Annotated in this window: 14 protein-coding genes and 2 pseudogenes; 11 read left to right on the forward strand and 5 right to left on the reverse strand. The window is 51.3% G+C overall.

The features are described 5' to 3' along the window. Window positions 1–139: 139 nt before the first annotated feature. The 3 genes and pseudogenes from phoA (at window position 140) to adrA (ending at window position 3,211) form a co-directional block, all read left to right on the forward strand. Window positions 140–1,555 (forward strand): annotated as a pseudogene (gene phoA / locus ACUU1M_RS05345) (alkaline phosphatase). A 118-nt stretch (window positions 1,556–1,673) separates the two neighbouring features. Beyond that, a complete protein-coding gene (psiF, locus tag ACUU1M_RS05350) occupies window positions 1,674–1,994 on the forward strand; it encodes a phosphate starvation-inducible protein PsiF (RefSeq protein ID WP_001295332.1) in 321 nt (106 codons plus the stop codon). Between the two features lie 101 nt (window positions 1,995–2,095). After that, window positions 2,096–3,211, forward strand: coding sequence for a diguanylate cyclase AdrA (gene adrA / locus ACUU1M_RS05355; protein ID WP_024259952.1), 1,116 nt, complete (start codon window positions 2,096–2,098; stop codon window positions 3,209–3,211). Window positions 3,212–3,227: 16 nt separating this feature from the next. On the opposite strand, the gene proC is transcribed toward adrA, so the two are convergent. Further along, the gene (gene proC / locus ACUU1M_RS05360) at window positions 3,228–4,037 is read right to left on the reverse strand and encodes a pyrroline-5-carboxylate reductase (protein ID WP_005072833.1); all 810 of its coding nucleotides are present in this window, start codon (window positions 4,035–4,037) and stop codon (window positions 3,228–3,230) included. Between the two features lie 119 nt (window positions 4,038–4,156). Between proC and ACUU1M_RS05365 the strand changes: the two genes are divergently transcribed. The 7 genes and pseudogenes from ACUU1M_RS05365 (at window position 4,157) to ACUU1M_RS05395 (ending at window position 7,796) form a co-directional block, all read left to right on the forward strand. Next, window positions 4,157–4,615 (forward strand): YaiI/YqxD family protein, encoded by a 459-nt coding sequence (locus ACUU1M_RS05365; RefSeq protein ID WP_000158159.1) that lies wholly within the window; start codon window positions 4,157–4,159, stop codon window positions 4,613–4,615. Window positions 4,616–4,797: 182 nt separating this feature from the next. After that, window positions 4,798–5,322 (forward strand): shikimate kinase AroL, encoded by a 525-nt coding sequence (gene aroL / locus ACUU1M_RS05370; protein WP_000193393.1) that lies wholly within the window; start codon window positions 4,798–4,800, stop codon window positions 5,320–5,322. Window positions 5,323–5,371: 49 nt separating this feature from the next. After that, window positions 5,372–5,563 (forward strand): protein YaiA, encoded by a 192-nt coding sequence (gene yaiA / locus ACUU1M_RS05375; RefSeq protein WP_001142439.1) that lies wholly within the window; start codon window positions 5,372–5,374, stop codon window positions 5,561–5,563. A gap of 257 nt (window positions 5,564–5,820) precedes the next feature. Beyond that, window positions 5,821–6,498 carry an AroM family protein gene (locus ACUU1M_RS05380; RefSeq protein WP_001276420.1) on the forward strand — a complete coding sequence of 226 codons (678 nt, stop codon included), beginning with the start codon at window positions 5,821–5,823 and terminating at the stop codon, window positions 6,496–6,498. 71 nt (window positions 6,499–6,569) lie between these two features. Further along, window positions 6,570–6,854, forward strand: coding sequence for a pyrimidine/purine nucleoside phosphorylase (gene ppnP, locus ACUU1M_RS05385; protein WP_000941942.1), 285 nt, complete (start codon window positions 6,570–6,572; stop codon window positions 6,852–6,854). 154 nt (window positions 6,855–7,008) lie between these two features. Further along, a pseudogene (locus ACUU1M_RS05390) lies at window positions 7,009–7,344 on the forward strand (DUF2773 domain-containing protein); the annotation flags it as partial. Then, window positions 7,341–7,796: an SF0329 family protein gene (locus ACUU1M_RS05395; RefSeq protein WP_449144650.1), complete on the forward strand. Its 456-nt coding sequence runs from the start codon at window positions 7,341–7,343 to the stop codon at window positions 7,794–7,796. The pseudogene ACUU1M_RS05390 and the gene ACUU1M_RS05395, both read left to right, overlap by 4 nt. Before the next feature lie 77 nt (window positions 7,797–7,873). Here the strand turns inward: ACUU1M_RS05395 and rdgC are convergent, their stop codons facing one another. After that, window positions 7,874–8,785, reverse strand: a complete 912-nt coding sequence (gene rdgC, locus ACUU1M_RS05400) for a recombination-associated protein RdgC (RefSeq protein ID WP_005072845.1) — start codon at window positions 8,783–8,785, stop codon at window positions 7,874–7,876. A gap of 124 nt (window positions 8,786–8,909) precedes the next feature. Here rdgC and mak point away from each other — a divergent pair, with 124 nt between their 5' ends. Continuing rightward, window positions 8,910–9,818 (forward strand): fructokinase, encoded by a 909-nt coding sequence (gene mak / locus ACUU1M_RS05405; RefSeq protein ID WP_152028887.1) that lies wholly within the window; start codon window positions 8,910–8,912, stop codon window positions 9,816–9,818. 142 nt (window positions 9,819–9,960) lie between these two features. Here mak and araJ read toward each other — a convergent pair whose 3' ends face one another. The 3 genes from araJ to sbcD form a co-directional block, all read right to left on the reverse strand. Beyond that, window positions 9,961–11,142, reverse strand: a complete 1,182-nt coding sequence (gene araJ, locus ACUU1M_RS05410) for an MFS transporter AraJ (RefSeq protein WP_005072849.1) — start codon at window positions 11,140–11,142, stop codon at window positions 9,961–9,963. 125 nt (window positions 11,143–11,267) lie between these two features. Continuing rightward, entirely contained in the window at window positions 11,268–14,411 is a 3,144-nt protein-coding gene (gene sbcC, locus ACUU1M_RS05415; RefSeq protein WP_000698963.1) for an exonuclease subunit SbcC, read from the reverse strand. Next, window positions 14,408–15,610: an exonuclease subunit SbcD gene (sbcD, locus tag ACUU1M_RS05420; protein ID WP_001221304.1), complete on the reverse strand. Its 1,203-nt coding sequence runs from the start codon at window positions 15,608–15,610 to the stop codon at window positions 14,408–14,410. The genes sbcC and sbcD overlap by 4 nt, the downstream gene beginning before the upstream one ends. Window positions 15,611–15,745 lie beyond the last annotated feature (135 nt).

Raw genomic sequence — 15,745 nt, forward strand, 5'->3', positions numbered from 1 at the left:
GATTACGTAAAGAAGTTATTGAAGCATCCTCGTCAGTAAAAAGTTAATCTTTTCAACAGCTGTCATAAAGTTGTCACGGCCGAGACTTATAGTCGCTTTGTTTTTATTTTTTAATGTATTTGTACATGGAGAAAATAAAGTGAAACAAAGCACTATTGCACTGGCACTCTTACCGTTACTGTTTACCCCTGTGACAAAAGCCCGGACACCAGAAATGCCTGTTCTGGAAAACCGGGCTGCTCAGGGCGATATTACTGCACCCGGCGGTGCTCGCCGCTTAACGGGTGATCAGACCGCCGCTCTGCGTGATTCTCTTAGCGATAAACCTGCAAAAAATATTATTTTGCTGATTGGCGATGGGATGGGGGATTCGGAAATTACTGCCACACGTAATTATGCCGAAGGTGCGGGCGGCTTTTTTAAAGGTATCGATGCCTTACCGCTTACCGGGCAATACACTCACTATGCGCTGAATAAAAAAACTGGCAAACCGGACTACGTCACCGACTCGGCTGCATCAGCAACCGCCTGGTCAACCGGTGTCAAAACCTATAACGGCGCGCTGGGCGTCGATATTCACGAAAAAGATCACCCAACGATTCTGGAAATGGCAAAAGCCGCAGGTCTGGCGACCGGTAACGTTTCTACCGCAGAGTTGCAGGATGCCACGCCCGCTGCGCTGGTGGCACATGTGACTTCGCGCAAATGCTACGGTTCGAGCGCGACCAGTGAAAAATGTCCGGGTAACGCTCTGGAAAAAGGCGGAAAAGGATCGATTACCGAACAGCTGCTTAACGCTCGTGCCGACGTTACGCTTGGCGGCGGCGCAAAAACCTTTGCTGAAACGGCAACCGCTGGTGAATGGCAGGGAAAAACGCTGCGTGAACAGGCACAGGCGCGTGGTTATCAGTTGGTGAACGATGCTGCCTCACTGAATTCAGTGACGGAAGCGAATCAGCAAAAACCCCTGCTTGGCCTGTTTGCTGACGGCAATATGCCAGTGCGCTGGCTAGGGCCGAAAGCAACGTACCACGGCAATATCGATAAGCCCGCAGTCACCTATACGCCTAATCCGCAACGTAATGACAGTGTACCAACCCTGGCACAGATGACCGACAAAGCCATTGAATTGTTGAGTAAAAATGAGAAAGGATTTTTCCTGCAAGTTGAAGGTGCGTCAATCGATAAACAGGATCACGCTGCGAATCCTTGTGGGCAAATTGGCGAGACGGTCGATCTCGATGAAGCCGTACAACGGGCGCTGGAATTCGCTAAAAAGGAGGGTAACACGCTGGTCATAGTCACCGCTGATCACGCCCACGCCAGCTAGGTTGTTGCGCCGGATACCAAAGCGCCGGGCCTCACTCAGGCGCTAAATACTAAAGATGGCGCAGTGATGGTGATGAGTTACGGGAATTCCGAAGAGGATTCACAAGAACATACCGGCAGTCAGTTGCGTATTGCGGCGTATGGCCCGCATGCCGCCAATGTTGTTGGACTGACCGACCAGACAGATCTCTTCTACACCATGAAAGCCGCTCTGGGGCTGAAATAAAACCGCGCCCGGCAGTGAATTTTCGCTGCCGGGTGGTTTTTTTGCTGTTAGCAACCAGACTTAATGGCAGATCACGGGCGCAAACGCTCATGGTTAAAACATGAAGAGGGATGGTGCTATGAAAATAACATTACTGGTTACCTTGCTTTTTGGTCTGGTTTTTTTAACCACCGTCGGCGCTGCCGAGAGAACCTTAACCCCACAACAACAGCGTATGACCTCCTGTAATCAGCAGGCGACGGCGCAGGCGTTGAAAGGGGATGCTCGTAAGACCTACATGAGTGATTGCCTGAAGAACAGCAAGTCTGCGCCTGGTGAAAAAAGTTTGACGCCACAGCAGCAAAAGATGCGCGAATGTAATAATCAAGCAACGCAACAATCTCTGAAAGGTGATGATCGTAATAAGTTTATGAGTGCCTGCCTCAAGAAAGCCGCCTGATACCTGATAGTGCTAACGGGTGAGCTACGAAAGTGGCTCACCCGAAATTTCATACTTCTGCCTTTAGCCCCGTCTCTATAATTTGGGAAAATTGTTTCTGAATGTTCCCAAAAATAATGAATGATGAAAACTTTTTCAAAAAAGCGGCGGCGCATGGGGAGGAACCTCCTTTAACTCCTCAAAACGAACATCAGCGGTCCGGGCTGCGCTTCGCCCGTCGCGTCAGACTACCCCGTGCGGTTGGCCTGGCTGGCATGTTCTTACCGATTGCTTCAACGCTGGTTTCGCACCCGCCGCCGGGCTGGTGGTGGCTGGTGTTGGTCGGCTGGGCGTTCGTCTGGCCGCATTTAGCCTGGCAGATAGCGAGCAGGGCCGTCGATCCGCTTAGCCGGGAAATTTACAACTTAAAAACCGATGCAGTATTAGCGGGAATGTGGGTAGGCGTAATGGGCGTAAACGTGCTGCCTTCCACCGCTATGTTGATGATTCTGTGTCTGAATTTGATGGGGGCAGGCGGCCCCCGTCTGTTTGTCGCGGGTCTGGTGTTGATGGTGGTTTCCTGCCTTGTCACCCTCGAGCTTACGGGCATTACCGTGTCGTTCAATAGTGCGCCGCTGGAATGGTGGCTCTCCCTTCCCATTATTGTCGTTTATCCTCTGCTGTTTGGCTGGGTCAGCTACCAGACGGCAACCAAACTGGCGGAACATAAACGCAGGTTGCAGGTCATGAGTACTCGCGACGGCATGACGGGCGTGTATAACCGACGTCATTGGGAAACTATGTTACGCAATGAATTTGATAACTGTCGGCGGCATAATCGCGATGCAACGTTACTGATTATCGATATCGACCATTTCAAGAGCATCAACGATACCTGGGGTCATGATGTGGGCGATGAAGCGATTGTGGCGCTTACCCGACAGTTACAAATTACCCTGCGCGGTAGCGATGTGATTGGTCGGTTTGGCGGCGATGAGTTTGCAGTAATCATGTCCGGTACGCCAGCTGAGAGCGCCATTACCGCCATGTTACGGGTGCGTGAAGGGCTAAACACGTTACGCTTGCCGAATACGCCACAGGTAACTTTACGGATTAGTGTGGGGGTTGCGCCGCTGAACCCACAAATGAGTCACTATCGTGAGTGGTTGAAATCGGCAGATTTGGCGCTTTACAAAGCAAAGAAAGCCGGACGTAACCGCACCGAAGTGGCGGCCTGACGTCCGGCGAAAGTCATCAGGATTTGCTGAGTTTTTCTGATTTTTCCATACACTTCGTCATCGCTTCGATCACTGCGGCACGGAAGCCTTTCTCTTCCAGTACGCGTACCGCTTCAATGGTGGTGCCTCCCGGTGAGCAGACCATATCTTTCAGTGCCCCCGGATGTTCTCCCGTTTCCAGCACCATTTTTGCGGAACCCATTACCGCCTGAGCGGCAAATTTATACGCCTGGGCGCGTGGCATCCCGCCCAGCACGGCGGCGTCGGCCATCGCTTCGATAAACATAAATACGTAGGCTGGCGAAGAACCGCTCATACCGACCACCGGGTGGATCATCGGCTCAGCAATTACTTCCGCTTCGCCAAAGCAGCGGAAAATATTCAGCACATCAGCGGTATCTTCTGGGGTTACCAGCGCGTTTGGCGTTACGGAGGTCATCCCGGCATTAACCAGCGCGGGAGTGTTCGGCATGGCGCGGATAATTTTCCGGTCATGGCCCAGCGCGCGGGCAAGCTGGTCGAGCGTGACACCTGCAGCAATAGAAACGACCAGAGAGTCTTTATTCAGGCTGGAGGTGATTTCGCTAAGCACTTTAATCATGATGCCAGGTTTAACGGCAGCAAAAATGATGTCGGCGATTTGCGCCACTTCTTGCGCCGATTCTGCGGCGTTGATGCCGAACTGGTCATGCAGGGCGGCGACTTTATCCGGGGAGGGGGTGTATACCCAGATTTGCCCTGGAAGCACCTGACCGCTGGCAATCAGACCGCCGAGAATGGCTTTTCCCATATTGCCGCAGCCAATAAAACCGATTTTCTTTTCCATTGCCTCACTCCTGCCGTGAAATTCATTGTTTTGATAATCGCTGGCAGAAGCATAAACAGAACTATGCCGGAAGGCAAAAGCGCGACACAATAGAGGATTACCCAACAAAGGATGACTTTATGACAATTTGGGTGGATGCCGACGCGTGTCCCAATGTAATTAAAGAGATTTTGTATCGCGCGGCGGAACGTATGCAGATGCCGCTGGTACTGGTAGCAAACCAGAGTTTACGCGTGCCGCCATCGCGATTTATTCGTACGCTGCGCGTCGCGGCAGGTTTCGACGTTGCCGATAACGAAATTGTCCGGCAGTGTGAAGCGGGCGATTTGGTGATCACCGCAGATATACCTTTGGCTGCTGAAGCCATCGAGAAAGGCGCAGCGGCGCTTAATCCGCGCGGCGAACGTTACACGCCAGCGACCATTCGTGAGCGCCTGACGATGCGCGATTTTATGGATACCTTACGTGCCAGTGGGATCCAGACCGGCGGACCAGATAGCCTTTCACAACGTGACCGCCAGGCCTTTGCCGCGGAGCTGGAGAAGTGGTGGCTGGAAGTGCAACGTAGTCGTGGCTAAATGTAATTTATTATTTACACTTCATTCTTGAATATTTATTGGTATAGTAAGGGATGTATTGAGATTTTCACTTTAAGTGGAATTTTTTCTTTACAATCGAAATTGTACTAGTTTGATGGTATGATCGCTATTCTCATGACACCGGCTTTCGCCGCATTGCGACCTATTGGGGAAAACCCACGATGACACAACCTCTTTTTCTGATCGGGCCTCGGGGCTGTGGTAAAACAACGGTCGGAATGGCCCTTGCCGATTCGCTTAACCGTCGGTTTGTCGATACCGATCAGTGGTTGCAATCACAGCTCAATATGACGGTCGCAGAGATCGTCGAAAGGGAAGAGTGGGCGGGATTTCGCGCCAGAGAAACGGCGGCGCTGGAAGCGGTAACTGCGCCATCCACCGTTATCGCTACAGGCGGCGGCATTATTCTGACGGAATTTAATCGTCACTTCATGCAAAATAACGGGATCGTGGTTTATTTGTGTGCGCCAGTATCAGTCCTGGTTAACCGACTGCAAGCTGCACCGGAAGAAGATTTACGGCCAACCTTAACGGGAAAACCGCTGAGCGAAGAAGTTCAGGAAGTGCTGGAAGAACGCGATGCGCTATATCGCGAAGTTGCGCATATTATCATCGACGCAACAAACGAACCCAGCCAGGTGATTTCTGAAATTCGTAGCGCCCTGGCACAGACGATCAATTGTTGATTTTAGAGCGCCTATACTTAACGTTCATCCCGTGAAATAAGGAAGAACGATGCCAACGAAACCGCCTTATCCTCGTGAAGCATATATAGTGACGATTGAAAAAGGAAAGCCAGGACAGACGGTAACCTGGTACCAACTCAGAGCCGATCATCCTAAACCAGACTCGTTGATCAGTGAACATCCGACGGCTCAGGAAGCGATGGATGCGAAAAAACGCTATGAGGACCCTGACAAAGAGTGACCGCATCAGACTGCTCGGAAGGGATTCTGAGTGCCACTACAAGGGATCTGCGTCACATTTTTCATAATTCATGTTTTTCTAATAATTAGAATATTAAACAATAACATTCCATTACTGGAATCATTTGGAATCTTTACATTATGCCGTGCACGTCTGCTGCTACGCTTTTTGTCATTTGTAGCACAAGTAAGTGTCAGCAGTGGTGCTTCACACTTGCCCGGTAATTAACGACGAAAGAAAAGTAAGGTGGATGAACAATGAGTGCGTCGTTGGCGATCCTGACCATCGGCATTGTACCTATGCAGGAGGTTTTGCCGCTCCTGACGGAATACATTGACGAAGATAATATTTCCCATCATAGCCTGCTGGGGAAGTTAAGTCGTGAAGAAGTGATGGCGGAGTACGCGCCAGAAGCAGGCGAAGACACCATTCTCACATTATTAAATGACAACCAGCTGGCCCATGTTTCGCGTCGTAAAGTGGAGCGAGATCTGCAAGGTGTGGTTGAAGTGCTCGATAATCAGGGTTATGACGTCATTTTATTAATGAGTACAGCAAACATTAGTAGTATGACTGCGCGTAATACGATCTTTCTTGAGCCGTCGCGAATATTGCCTCCACTGGTTTCCTCTATTGTTGAAGATCATCAGGTGGGGGTTATCGTTCCGGTTGAGGAGATGCTGCCCGTTCAGGCGCAAAAATGGCAAATTTTGCAGAAATCGCCGGTATTTTCATTGGGTAACCCCATTCATGATTCAGAACAAAAAATCATTGATGCTGGGAAAGAATTACTGGCAAAAGGGGCTGATGTCATCATGCTGGATTGTTTAGGATTTCACCAACGTCATCGCGATTTACTGCAAAAACAGCTCGATGTTCCTGTCTTGCTCTCTAACGTATTGATTGCACGGCTGGCTGCGGAATTACTGGTGTAATTTTGCGTGACAGCCAGCGCCTCTGGCCCCTATAGTGAAGTAGATGTTCAACTACCAGACAGGGCCAGTTTATGCTTCAAAGTAATGAGTACTTTTCCGGCAAAGTGAAATCGATCGGCTTTTCCAGCAGCAGCACTGGTCGCGCCAGCGTGGGTGTTATGGTTGAAGGCGAATACACCTTCAGCACCGCTGAGCCGGAAGAGATGACGGTAATCAGTGGCGCGCTGAATGTGTTACTGCCTGACGCGACCGACTGGCAAGTGTATGAAGCCGGTTCGGTGTTTAATGTTCCCGGTCACAGTGAGTTTCATCTTCAAGTTGCCGAACCCACCTCTTATCTGTGCCGCTATCTGTAATTCCTCGCCTTCCCCTTGAACGGGAGGGCATTTTTCTGAAATATCCTCTCTTTAACCCATAATAATATTTCCTTTGCTGCGATTTTTTCAATTTCCGATATATTCATAATTCATCAAGGTTGATATAAATATCAGTGAAGATCTCCAGGTATTTTTTGCGGAACTGGCTACGATAAAAGATAAATCAGATGATGAATGGTGGCGTGCATTGCTGCAAAGTCGCAATGATCATTTGCGTCAAACGGCATTACGCAACGCACATACCCCGGCGTCGTTGTTAACGACATTGACTGAGCCTCAGGATCGGTCGCTGGCTATTAATAATCCACAGCTGGCTGCCGATGTGAAAACGGCGTGGTTAAAAGAGGATCCATCATTACTCTTATTTGTCGAACAACCCGATCTTTCGCAGTTACGTGATTTAGTGAAAACCGGGGCAACGCGGAAAATTCGCAGTGAAGCGCGTCACCAGCTTGAGGAAAAACAATGACACAACGTCCATGGAGCAAGTTACAGCGGGAGAACTATGACTTACTGACGCCAACGATCAACCTGCAAATTCACTGTACCCGTTATCCCATGCGCAGCCAAAATGGTGGAAGTACCGATTTACCGCGTTATTGGATCACGTTGGATAAAAACGTGATCTGGGATTACCCGAAAGACTTTATTGCAGGTAACGCTGGAGTGCGTAATTTTCACGGTGAAACTTGCTGGTATCCTTACCTGACGGATATTTGTTCAATTTCTGATTTATTGCGTGAATATATTGATACCCCAAAAGCGGAGCTGTTAACAAAACAATTTACCAGCGATAAATGGGGGGTAGTGAATATTCTGCGTGCAGCTGACAGGCGAATAGGGATGAGGCGATTAGATCAGTTACGGCGTAAAACGCATAATATTGCTGCGCTAAAAATTATTGCTCGCCGTAGCGAATAATTATATGCCTGGTGTGGCTTCGTACGCCGGATAAGACGCGGCAGGCGTCGCATCCGGCATTAAAGGAAAATCAGCAATTAACGTTGTGCTTCGCCACCTAATCCTTCAATCAGGTTTTGAATTAACGCTGCCAGTTCACCAGTCATCAGGATGAAATCGGCATCAAAACGCTGGGCGAAATCTTCACGGTCGATATCTTCGTTTTGATCGCGCAGCTCGTCGCAGAACTTAAGACGCTTGAGCGAACCATCGTCGCACATCACAAACTGAATGCGCTGCTGCCAGTCGAGCGCCAGTTTAGTCACCACTTTTCCGGCTTCAATGTGATTGGTGATCTCTTCGCTGGTCAGATCTTGTTTCTTCGCGCGGATCACGCCGCCATCTTCCAGCAACGATTTCAGCTCGGCTTCATCAAGCAGCTGGAAGCCCTGTGCAGCACTACCAGAGCGAACCCATTCGGTCAGCGTCAGTTCAATCGGGTTTTCCATGCTCAATGGTACAACCGGTAACGACCCCAGGCTTTTACGCAGTAATGCCAGCGTATCTTCCGCTTTTTTGGCACTGGCGCAGTCCACCATAATCAAACCGTTAACCGTGTCGAGCCACATCATTGTCTGGCTAAAACGGCTGAAAGCACGCGGCAGCAGAGAGTGCAGCACTTCGTCTTTCAGCGAATCTTTTTCGGTTTTCTTCAGCTTACGCGCCTGTTCCGCTTCCAGTTTGGCGATTTTCGCTTCCAGCGCCTGTTTAATCACCGGAGACGGGAGGATTTTTTCTTCTTTGCGCGCGCAGATAACAATTTGACCATTGGCAACGTACGTTAACGCATCGCTGTGCGATCCCATCGGAGGAACCCAGCCCATCTTCGCCATGTCCTGGCTGCCGCATGGGGTAAATGCCATCGAGGCTAGCTGTTTTTCCATCTCTTCTGCACGCAGCGAAATCTCGCGGCTAAGACGGTAAACCATTAAATTTTTGAACCACAGCATGATAATTTCCACGGCCTTGTCGTTAAATTTAGCGGGCATGATAACGAATTGTCGGCGGCCTTGCATTGCCAATCCGGTTGTCCGTCTCTACGCTATTGATATTGAAAAAAATAAGGAGAGTACAGTGCGTATAGGTATCGATTTAGGCGGCACCAAAACTGAAGTGATTGCACTGGGCGATGCAGGGGAGCAGTTGTACCGCCATCGTCTGCCCACGCCGCGTGATGATTACCGGCAGACTATTGAAACGATCGCCACGTTGGTTGATATGGCGGAGCAGGCGACAGGGCAGCGCGGCACGGTAGGTATGGGCATTCCAGGTTCGATTTCGCCCTACACCGGTGTGGTGAAGAATGCCAATTCAACCTGGCTCAACGGTCAGCCATTCGATAAAGACTTAAGCGCGAGGTTGCAGCGGGAAGTGCGGCTGGCAAATGATGCCAACTGTCTGGCGGTTTCAGAAGCAGTAGATGGCGCGGCAGCGGGAGCGCAGACGGTATTTGCCGTGATTATCGGCACGGGATGCGGCGCGGGCGTGGCATTCAATGGGCGGACGCATATCGGCGGCAATGGCACGGCAGGTGAGTGGGGACACAATCCGCTACCGTGGATGGACGAAGACGAACTGCGTTATCGCGAGGAAGTCCCTTGTTATTGCGGTAAACAAGGTTGTATTGAAACCTTTATTTCGGGCACGGGATTCGCGACGGATTATCGTCGTTTGAGCGGACATGCGCTGAAAGGCAGTGAAATTATCCGCCTGGTTGAAGAAAGCGATCCGGTAGTGGAACTGGCATTGCGTTGCTACGAGCTGCGGCTGGCAAAATCGCTGGCACATGTCGTGAATATTCTCGATCCGGATGTGATTGTCCTGGGGGGCGGGATGAGCAATGTAGACCGTTTATATCAAACGGTTGGGCAGTTGATTAAACAATTTGTCTTCGGCGGCGAATGTGAAACGCCGGTGAGTAAGGCGAAGCACGGTGATTCCAGCGGCGTACGCGGCGCTGCGTGGTTATGGCCACAAGAGTAAAAAACGTAGGCAATTGGCGCATCATGCCTGATGCGACGCTTGCCGCGTCTTATCAGGCCTACAAAATGTGCCAGAACCGCGTAGGGCGGATAAGGCGTTCACGCCGCATCCGGCAATAAGCAACGCGCACCGTGACAGTAATCTACCCCAGTGGTTTCGCCAGCACCGGACTATCCGCCGCTTGCTGGCGCTTATAGCGACCATACAGCAGCAACGATGACATCGCAGCAAACGAAAGCAGGGCGGCAGGCAGCGCCACGTAATTATATGCCAGCCCCAGCGTCAGCATCATACCTCCGCAATATGCGCCGACGGCGCTACCGAGGTTAAACGCTATTTGCCCACCTGCGGCACCTAATAACTCTCCGCCTTTGGCATTTTGCAGTAACAATATTTGCAGAGGTGCTGAAAGGGCAAATAATCCCGCGCAACAAATAAAAGCAAAAATAAGCGACGTTGTTTTCATGCCGCCGCAGAAAAAGAGCATCAGCAGTGCCAGTACAATGATAAAGTCAGTCACTGCTGCAATGCGCAGTGGTGAATAACGTCCTGAAATCCTGCCACTTAGCATATTTCCCAGCACCATCCCTAGCCCAACTAACATCATAATAAAGGTCATCGCCGTTTCCGAAAAACCGGAAATAAACATCATGTATGGCTTTACGTAGCTGAACCAGGCAAACACACCTGCGTTGCCAAACATCGTGGCGGCGAAAATTAACCACGGGGCCGGGCTGCGCAAAAAGTGAAATTGTTCGCGCAGATTTCCTTTCGCCTCGTCGCGAATATCTGGCACCCAAAAATAGACCGATGCCATCACCGCAATATTAAAAACAGCGATCAATAAAAAGGTGTAACGCCAGCATTCCTGACTTAAATACGTTCCCAGCGGAATGCCCAGCAAATTGGCGACTGTCATCCCGGAAACCATCCCCGCCACGGCGGCGGTGACTTTTCCGGGTTTGATAATTTTTGATAACACGATCGCTCCGACGCCAAAAAATGCGCCATGCGGAAAGCCGGATACCAGCCGACCAATGGCGAGCATCAGGTAAGACGAAGAGAGCGTGAACATGGCGTTGCCAATGACGCACAACGCCACCAGAAACAACAAGATATGTTTGAGTGAGTAGCGGCTGGAAAAGAGTGCGATGATTGGCGCACCGACCACCACCACCAGTGCATAATACGAGATCATATGCCCGGCAGCAGGAATCGAAATTCCTACGTTATGCGCCAGCTCCGTGAGCACGCCCATAATGCCAAATTCGGCCATCCCCAAACCAAACGTGCCCAGAGCCAAAGATAAAATGACTTTTTTCATACCACCATCACAACCACCAGAACGGCTACCAATCACCGTAGCCAATAAAGTGATAGCTTGCAGGATAACGACCAGCAAGGCCAAGAGATAATTCGCCCCTCTGTATTCATTATCCTGCTGAATAGTTATTTCACTGCAAACGTACTTTCCAGTTTGCTGTAGCCCAGGCCGTTGATCTTTTTCACTTTGATCTGCACCGGAATACGCTCTTTCATCGCTTCTACGTGGCTAATCACACCGATGGTTTTGCCACTGGCGTTCAGGGCATCCAGCGCATCAAGGGCGGTATCCAGCGTTTCGCTATCCAGCGTGCCAAAACCTTCATCAAGGAACAGCGAGTCAATACGTGTTTTATGGCTGACCAGATCCGAAAGCGCCAGCGCCAGCGCCAGACTAACGAGGAAACTTTCGCCGCCGGAAAGGGTACGGGTATCGCGTACCGCATCTGCCTGCCAGGTATCAACAACCTCGACTTCCAGCGCCTCGCTGGCTTTGCGCTGTAACAGATAGCGCCCGTGCAGCCGGGTAAGTTGCTGATTAGCGAGATGGACTAAATTATCCAGCGTCAGCCCCTGGGCAAACTTGCGGAATTTATCGCCCTCTTTGGAACCTATTAGCGAATTCAGATATCCCCAGTCCTCAACCTGCTGCGTCATTTGAGCAATTTGCTGCATTAAGGTTTGTTGTTGCTGACGGTTATCTGCATCCTGCTTCAGCTGCTGGCGAATCTCGCCTTGACTCGTGGTGTTTTCACGCAACTTTTGGTGAGTTTGCGCTAACTCTTGCTGAATCTGCTCCACCGTCACAGTGAGAGCCAACCCGTCAGGTCGGTGTTGTTGATGCTGTGCCAGCGTTTCTGCTGTCTGAGTGACCAGCGTTTGCGCCTGACGGCGCTGGTTTTCCAGATTCTGCTTGAGCTGTTCCAGCTGCGTTAGTGTTTGTTCATCCATTAGCGCCGCAAGGAACGCCTGCTGATCGTCAAAGACGCTGGCCTGTAGCGCGGTGTCAAACTGCGCTTGGGCTTTTTGCAGACTTTGCGCCGCCAGAACATCCTGTTGCTGTAACGTCTGCTGCTGGCTGTGTAATGCGAGACATTGTTCATGAACCTGCCGCCAGTTATCCAGCGCCACAGTTTCTTCGCTGTGCGGGAGATCATCACTTTGCGGCAACGTTTCCAGAATCGGCGTCAGCTGCTGAATACGGTTTTGCAGCGCGGTTAATTCGTTCTGGCGTTGCTGCCAGCTCTGCGCTTCTTGCTGACGTGTCGCCAACCAGCTCTCTTCTTCATCTTCCTGTGGCAATGTCAGTGCATAACCCGCCAATGCCGTTAAGAGCTGCTGCTGACGTTGTTCAATTTGCTGTTGATACTGGATAATTTGCTGATTATGCGCGGCAATCTGCCCTTGTAATTCATGTCGTTGGCTGAGTAACCGCAGCTGGCGTTCGTGCTCATCTTGTGCATCCAGCCACGGTTGAATATCGTCCTGTGGCTGCAAGGTGATATTGAGGCTGGCCGTGACGGCTTGCCATTGTTGAGTAAGTGCTTGCTCATCTTGTCGGAGGCTTTGCGCTTCGTTTTCATCGCGCTGAAGCTGCTTCGTTAATGCATCCAGTTGCCCGCGCAGCGCCGCACCTTCTTCGCCGAGCTTTTTAACTTCGTTTTCCAGCGCCAGTAATCGAGACTGATTAACACCAGGCTCCAGCGCCTGATACGCCTCGACCGCCGGGTGGCTGGTGGAACCACAAAGTGGACAAGGCTGACCCGCCTGTAACTGTGCACGCTGGGCTTCCAGCGTTTTGATGCGCGCTTCCTGCTCGCAAATGGTTTTCACATCGGCAAGTTGCTGCGTCTTTTCTTTATAACGCGGGCGCATTTCGTTAAGTGCGACATTACGTTGCGTCTGTTCCAGAGTGACATTCTGGATAGTGACCATTAACTGCGCCAGACGTTTTTGTTGGGGAACAATCTGCCCATGCAGCGCGACCAGGCGCTGACGCAGTGGGCGTTGCTCGGCATGTTGCGCCAGGGCGGTAGCAACTTCATCGGCGGTTAACGTCAACGTGATCGCCGCAAGCGCATTAAGTTTTTGCTCAGCATGGGTTAACTGTTGCTGCCATTGCCGCAGATGCTCGCGATCGCTGGTTTGTTGGGAGAACTGCGCACGCCAACCCGCCAGTTCGTTGTTCCACTGACGGAAGCGGTCGTGTTCCTGTAACCAGGTATTCAGGCTTTGTTGCTGCTGCTGTAATTCTGCTGACTGCTTCGCCGCGTGGTGGCGAATGCTCGCGCGAAGCGCCATTGTGCTCTGTAAGCGAGTATTTACTTCTTCAATCTGCTGGCGAATATGCGCCAGCGCCGCGCTGTGTTCTGCGATGCGTTCCCAGTGTGGACGAAGATTTCGTGCCGGTTGTGCCAGACTAAGCGCCGCCAGTTGAGGTTGCGCTTTTTCTTCTTCGGCTAACGCCTGTTGCAAGGCCTGCTGACGGCGGCTGGCTTCTTGCTGCAATTCGTCCTGACGCGTTAACCAGTTTAGCGATTGTTGTTCTTGCTGCTGCGCGGTAATTAACTGTTTTTCTTCGTCAGTAAGTACCTGCAAACTCGCTGTCAGCGATTGCACTTGTTCCGGCGTGAGCAACGTGACGCCGCTGGCCTGCGCTTGCAGCTTCTCCAGCTCAGTGCGGGCCGATTTGTGCTGCTCAAAAACCATCGCCGAGATTTGCCCGTAGATTTCAGTGCCGGTTAACTCCTCGAGCAATTCCGCGCGTTCTTTGGGTTTGGCATTCAGGAAGGCAGCAAATTGCCCCTGCGAAAGCAGCATCGAACGGGTGAAGCGCCCGTAATCCAGCCTGGTTAACGTCGCTGTCAGTTCCAGCTTATCTTTCACTTTGTCGGCGAGAATTTTGCCGTCGGCGCAGCGCGCCAGCTCTACGCGAGGCACCTGCAAATTACCGTCCGGCTGGTTACGCGCCCGATTCTGGCTCCAGAACGCGCGATACGCTTCACCTTTCACTTCAAACTCCACCTCCGCCAGACATTCAGCGGTATCGCGGGTCATGAGATCATTTTGCGATTGTGAAACGTTAGAGAGACGCGGAGTTTCGTGATACAGCGCCAGACAAATGGCGTCCAGCAGGGTGGTTTTCCCCGCACCGGTTGGGCCGGTAATGGCAAACAGCCCGTTGCTGGCGAACGGCTCGCGGGTGAAATCAATCTTCCATTCGCCTTTTAATGAGTTCAGGTTTTTCAGGCGCAGGCTGAGAATTTTCATGCTTCGTGTTCTCCGGCGAGGGTATGCAACGTCGTGGTGAAAAGATGCTGCAGACGTTGCTGCTGCGATTCATCCAGTTCTTCCAGTGCCAGACGGCGATTGAACACCTCTTCGACGCTGAGTTCGCTGAGGGTTTCACGCTGTTGGCTGGCTAACACACGCTCGCGCTGTTCACGACTCCGACGTACCAGCAATACTTCGACAGGCAATGATTCGGTTAATGCCTGGATTTTGCGCTGAATATCATGCAGATACTCATCAGTAGTGATTTCGATATCCAGCCAGACAGGTGGCTCCTGCGATACATCGCGCCACTGTTCCAGCTGTGCGGTAATCGACGCCAGATCGCCTTTCAGCACCGCCATGGGTTGAGTTACCGGTACGTTCAGGTTTTCCACGCTCTCTAATTTGCCGTTTGAAAATGTCACCAGATGGACATATTTACTCTTACCGCATTCATCAAAACTCAGTGGAATGGGGGAACCGCAATAGCGAACATGTTCCATGCCGCCAATAATCTGTGCGCGGTGAATATGCCCGAGCGCGATGTAGTCGGCTGGTGGAAAGTTTTGTGCCGGAAACGCGTCCAGCGTGCCAATATAAATGTCACGCACGGCGTCACTTTTACTGGCACCCACGGTCGTTAAATGTCCCGTGGCGATGATGGGCAGAGGCTGATCGCCGCGCAGTTTGCAGGCATCGGCATAGTGTTGTTGGTAATAATCGGTAATCGCTGCCAGTAAATGCTGCTGTTTTTCAATACCGTTAAGCCCCGCCTGGCTGGAAATAATGTCACGCGGGCGTAAAAACGGAATGGGGCACAGCACTGCGCCTGGCGTCCCGTCGCGACGAGGCAAGATTTGCGGCGCATGTCCGGCGCTGGCGACCACGGTTGTATTGAGGAACGCCATGATATCGCGCGATTCATTCAGCGTGGCGACCGAGTCATGGTTTCCTGCCAGTACCACCAGATGACAGCCAGTTTGCTGTAAATTGACAACAAAACGGTTGTATAACGTGCGGGCGTAACTGGGCGGCGAGCCGGTATCGAAAACATCACCAGCAACAATAATCGCATCCACCTGATGGGTTTGTGCTGTCTCCAGCAGCCAGTCAAGAAAAGCCTGATGTTCAGCTTCGCGGCTTTTACTGTAGAAGTTCTGGCCGAGATGCCAGTCTGAGGTGTGAAGGATGCGCATAACGGTTCCCTGGCGAAAAAGCATGGTCGCGATTATACCCAAACAGATGTGCCATTTGCTTTTTTCTGCGCCACGGAAATCAATAACCTGAAGATATGTGCGACGAGCTTTTCATAAATCTGTCATAAATCTGAC

It is taken from the genome of Shigella sp. SIG6, assembly GCF_053555815.1.

Excerpts from the sequence above, each read along its gene's own strand:
- araJ (WP_005072849.1), bottom strand. The coding sequence starts at position 11,142 with ATGAAAAAAGTCATTTTATCTTTGGCTCTGGGCACGTTTGGTTTGGGG.
- ACUU1M_RS05380 (WP_001276420.1), top strand. The coding sequence starts at position 5,821 with ATGAGTGCGTCGTTGGCGATCCTGACCATCGGCATTGTACCTATGCAG.
- proC (WP_005072833.1), bottom strand. The coding sequence starts at position 4,037 with ATGGAAAAGAAAATCGGTTTTATTGGCTGCGGCAATATGGGAAAAGCC.
- ACUU1M_RS05395 (WP_449144650.1), top strand. The coding sequence starts at position 7,341 with ATGACACAACGTCCATGGAGCAAGTTACAGCGGGAGAACTATGACTTA.
- aroL (WP_000193393.1), top strand. The coding sequence starts at position 4,798 with ATGACACAACCTCTTTTTCTGATCGGGCCTCGGGGCTGTGGTAAAACA.
- rdgC (WP_005072845.1), bottom strand. The coding sequence starts at position 8,785 with ATGCTGTGGTTCAAAAATTTAATGGTTTACCGTCTTAGCCGCGAGATT.
- ACUU1M_RS05365 (WP_000158159.1), top strand. The coding sequence starts at position 4,157 with ATGACAATTTGGGTGGATGCCGACGCGTGTCCCAATGTAATTAAAGAG.
- ppnP (WP_000941942.1), top strand. The coding sequence starts at position 6,570 with ATGCTTCAAAGTAATGAGTACTTTTCCGGCAAAGTGAAATCGATCGGC.
- sbcD (WP_001221304.1), bottom strand. The coding sequence starts at position 15,610 with ATGCGCATCCTTCACACCTCAGACTGGCATCTCGGCCAGAACTTCTAC.
- yaiA (WP_001142439.1), top strand. The coding sequence starts at position 5,372 with ATGCCAACGAAACCGCCTTATCCTCGTGAAGCATATATAGTGACGATT.
- psiF (WP_001295332.1), top strand. The coding sequence starts at position 1,674 with ATGAAAATAACATTACTGGTTACCTTGCTTTTTGGTCTGGTTTTTTTA.
- sbcC (WP_000698963.1), bottom strand. The coding sequence starts at position 14,411 with ATGAAAATTCTCAGCCTGCGCCTGAAAAACCTGAACTCATTAAAAGGC.
- adrA (WP_024259952.1), top strand. The coding sequence starts at position 2,096 with ATGTTCCCAAAAATAATGAATGATGAAAACTTTTTCAAAAAAGCGGCG.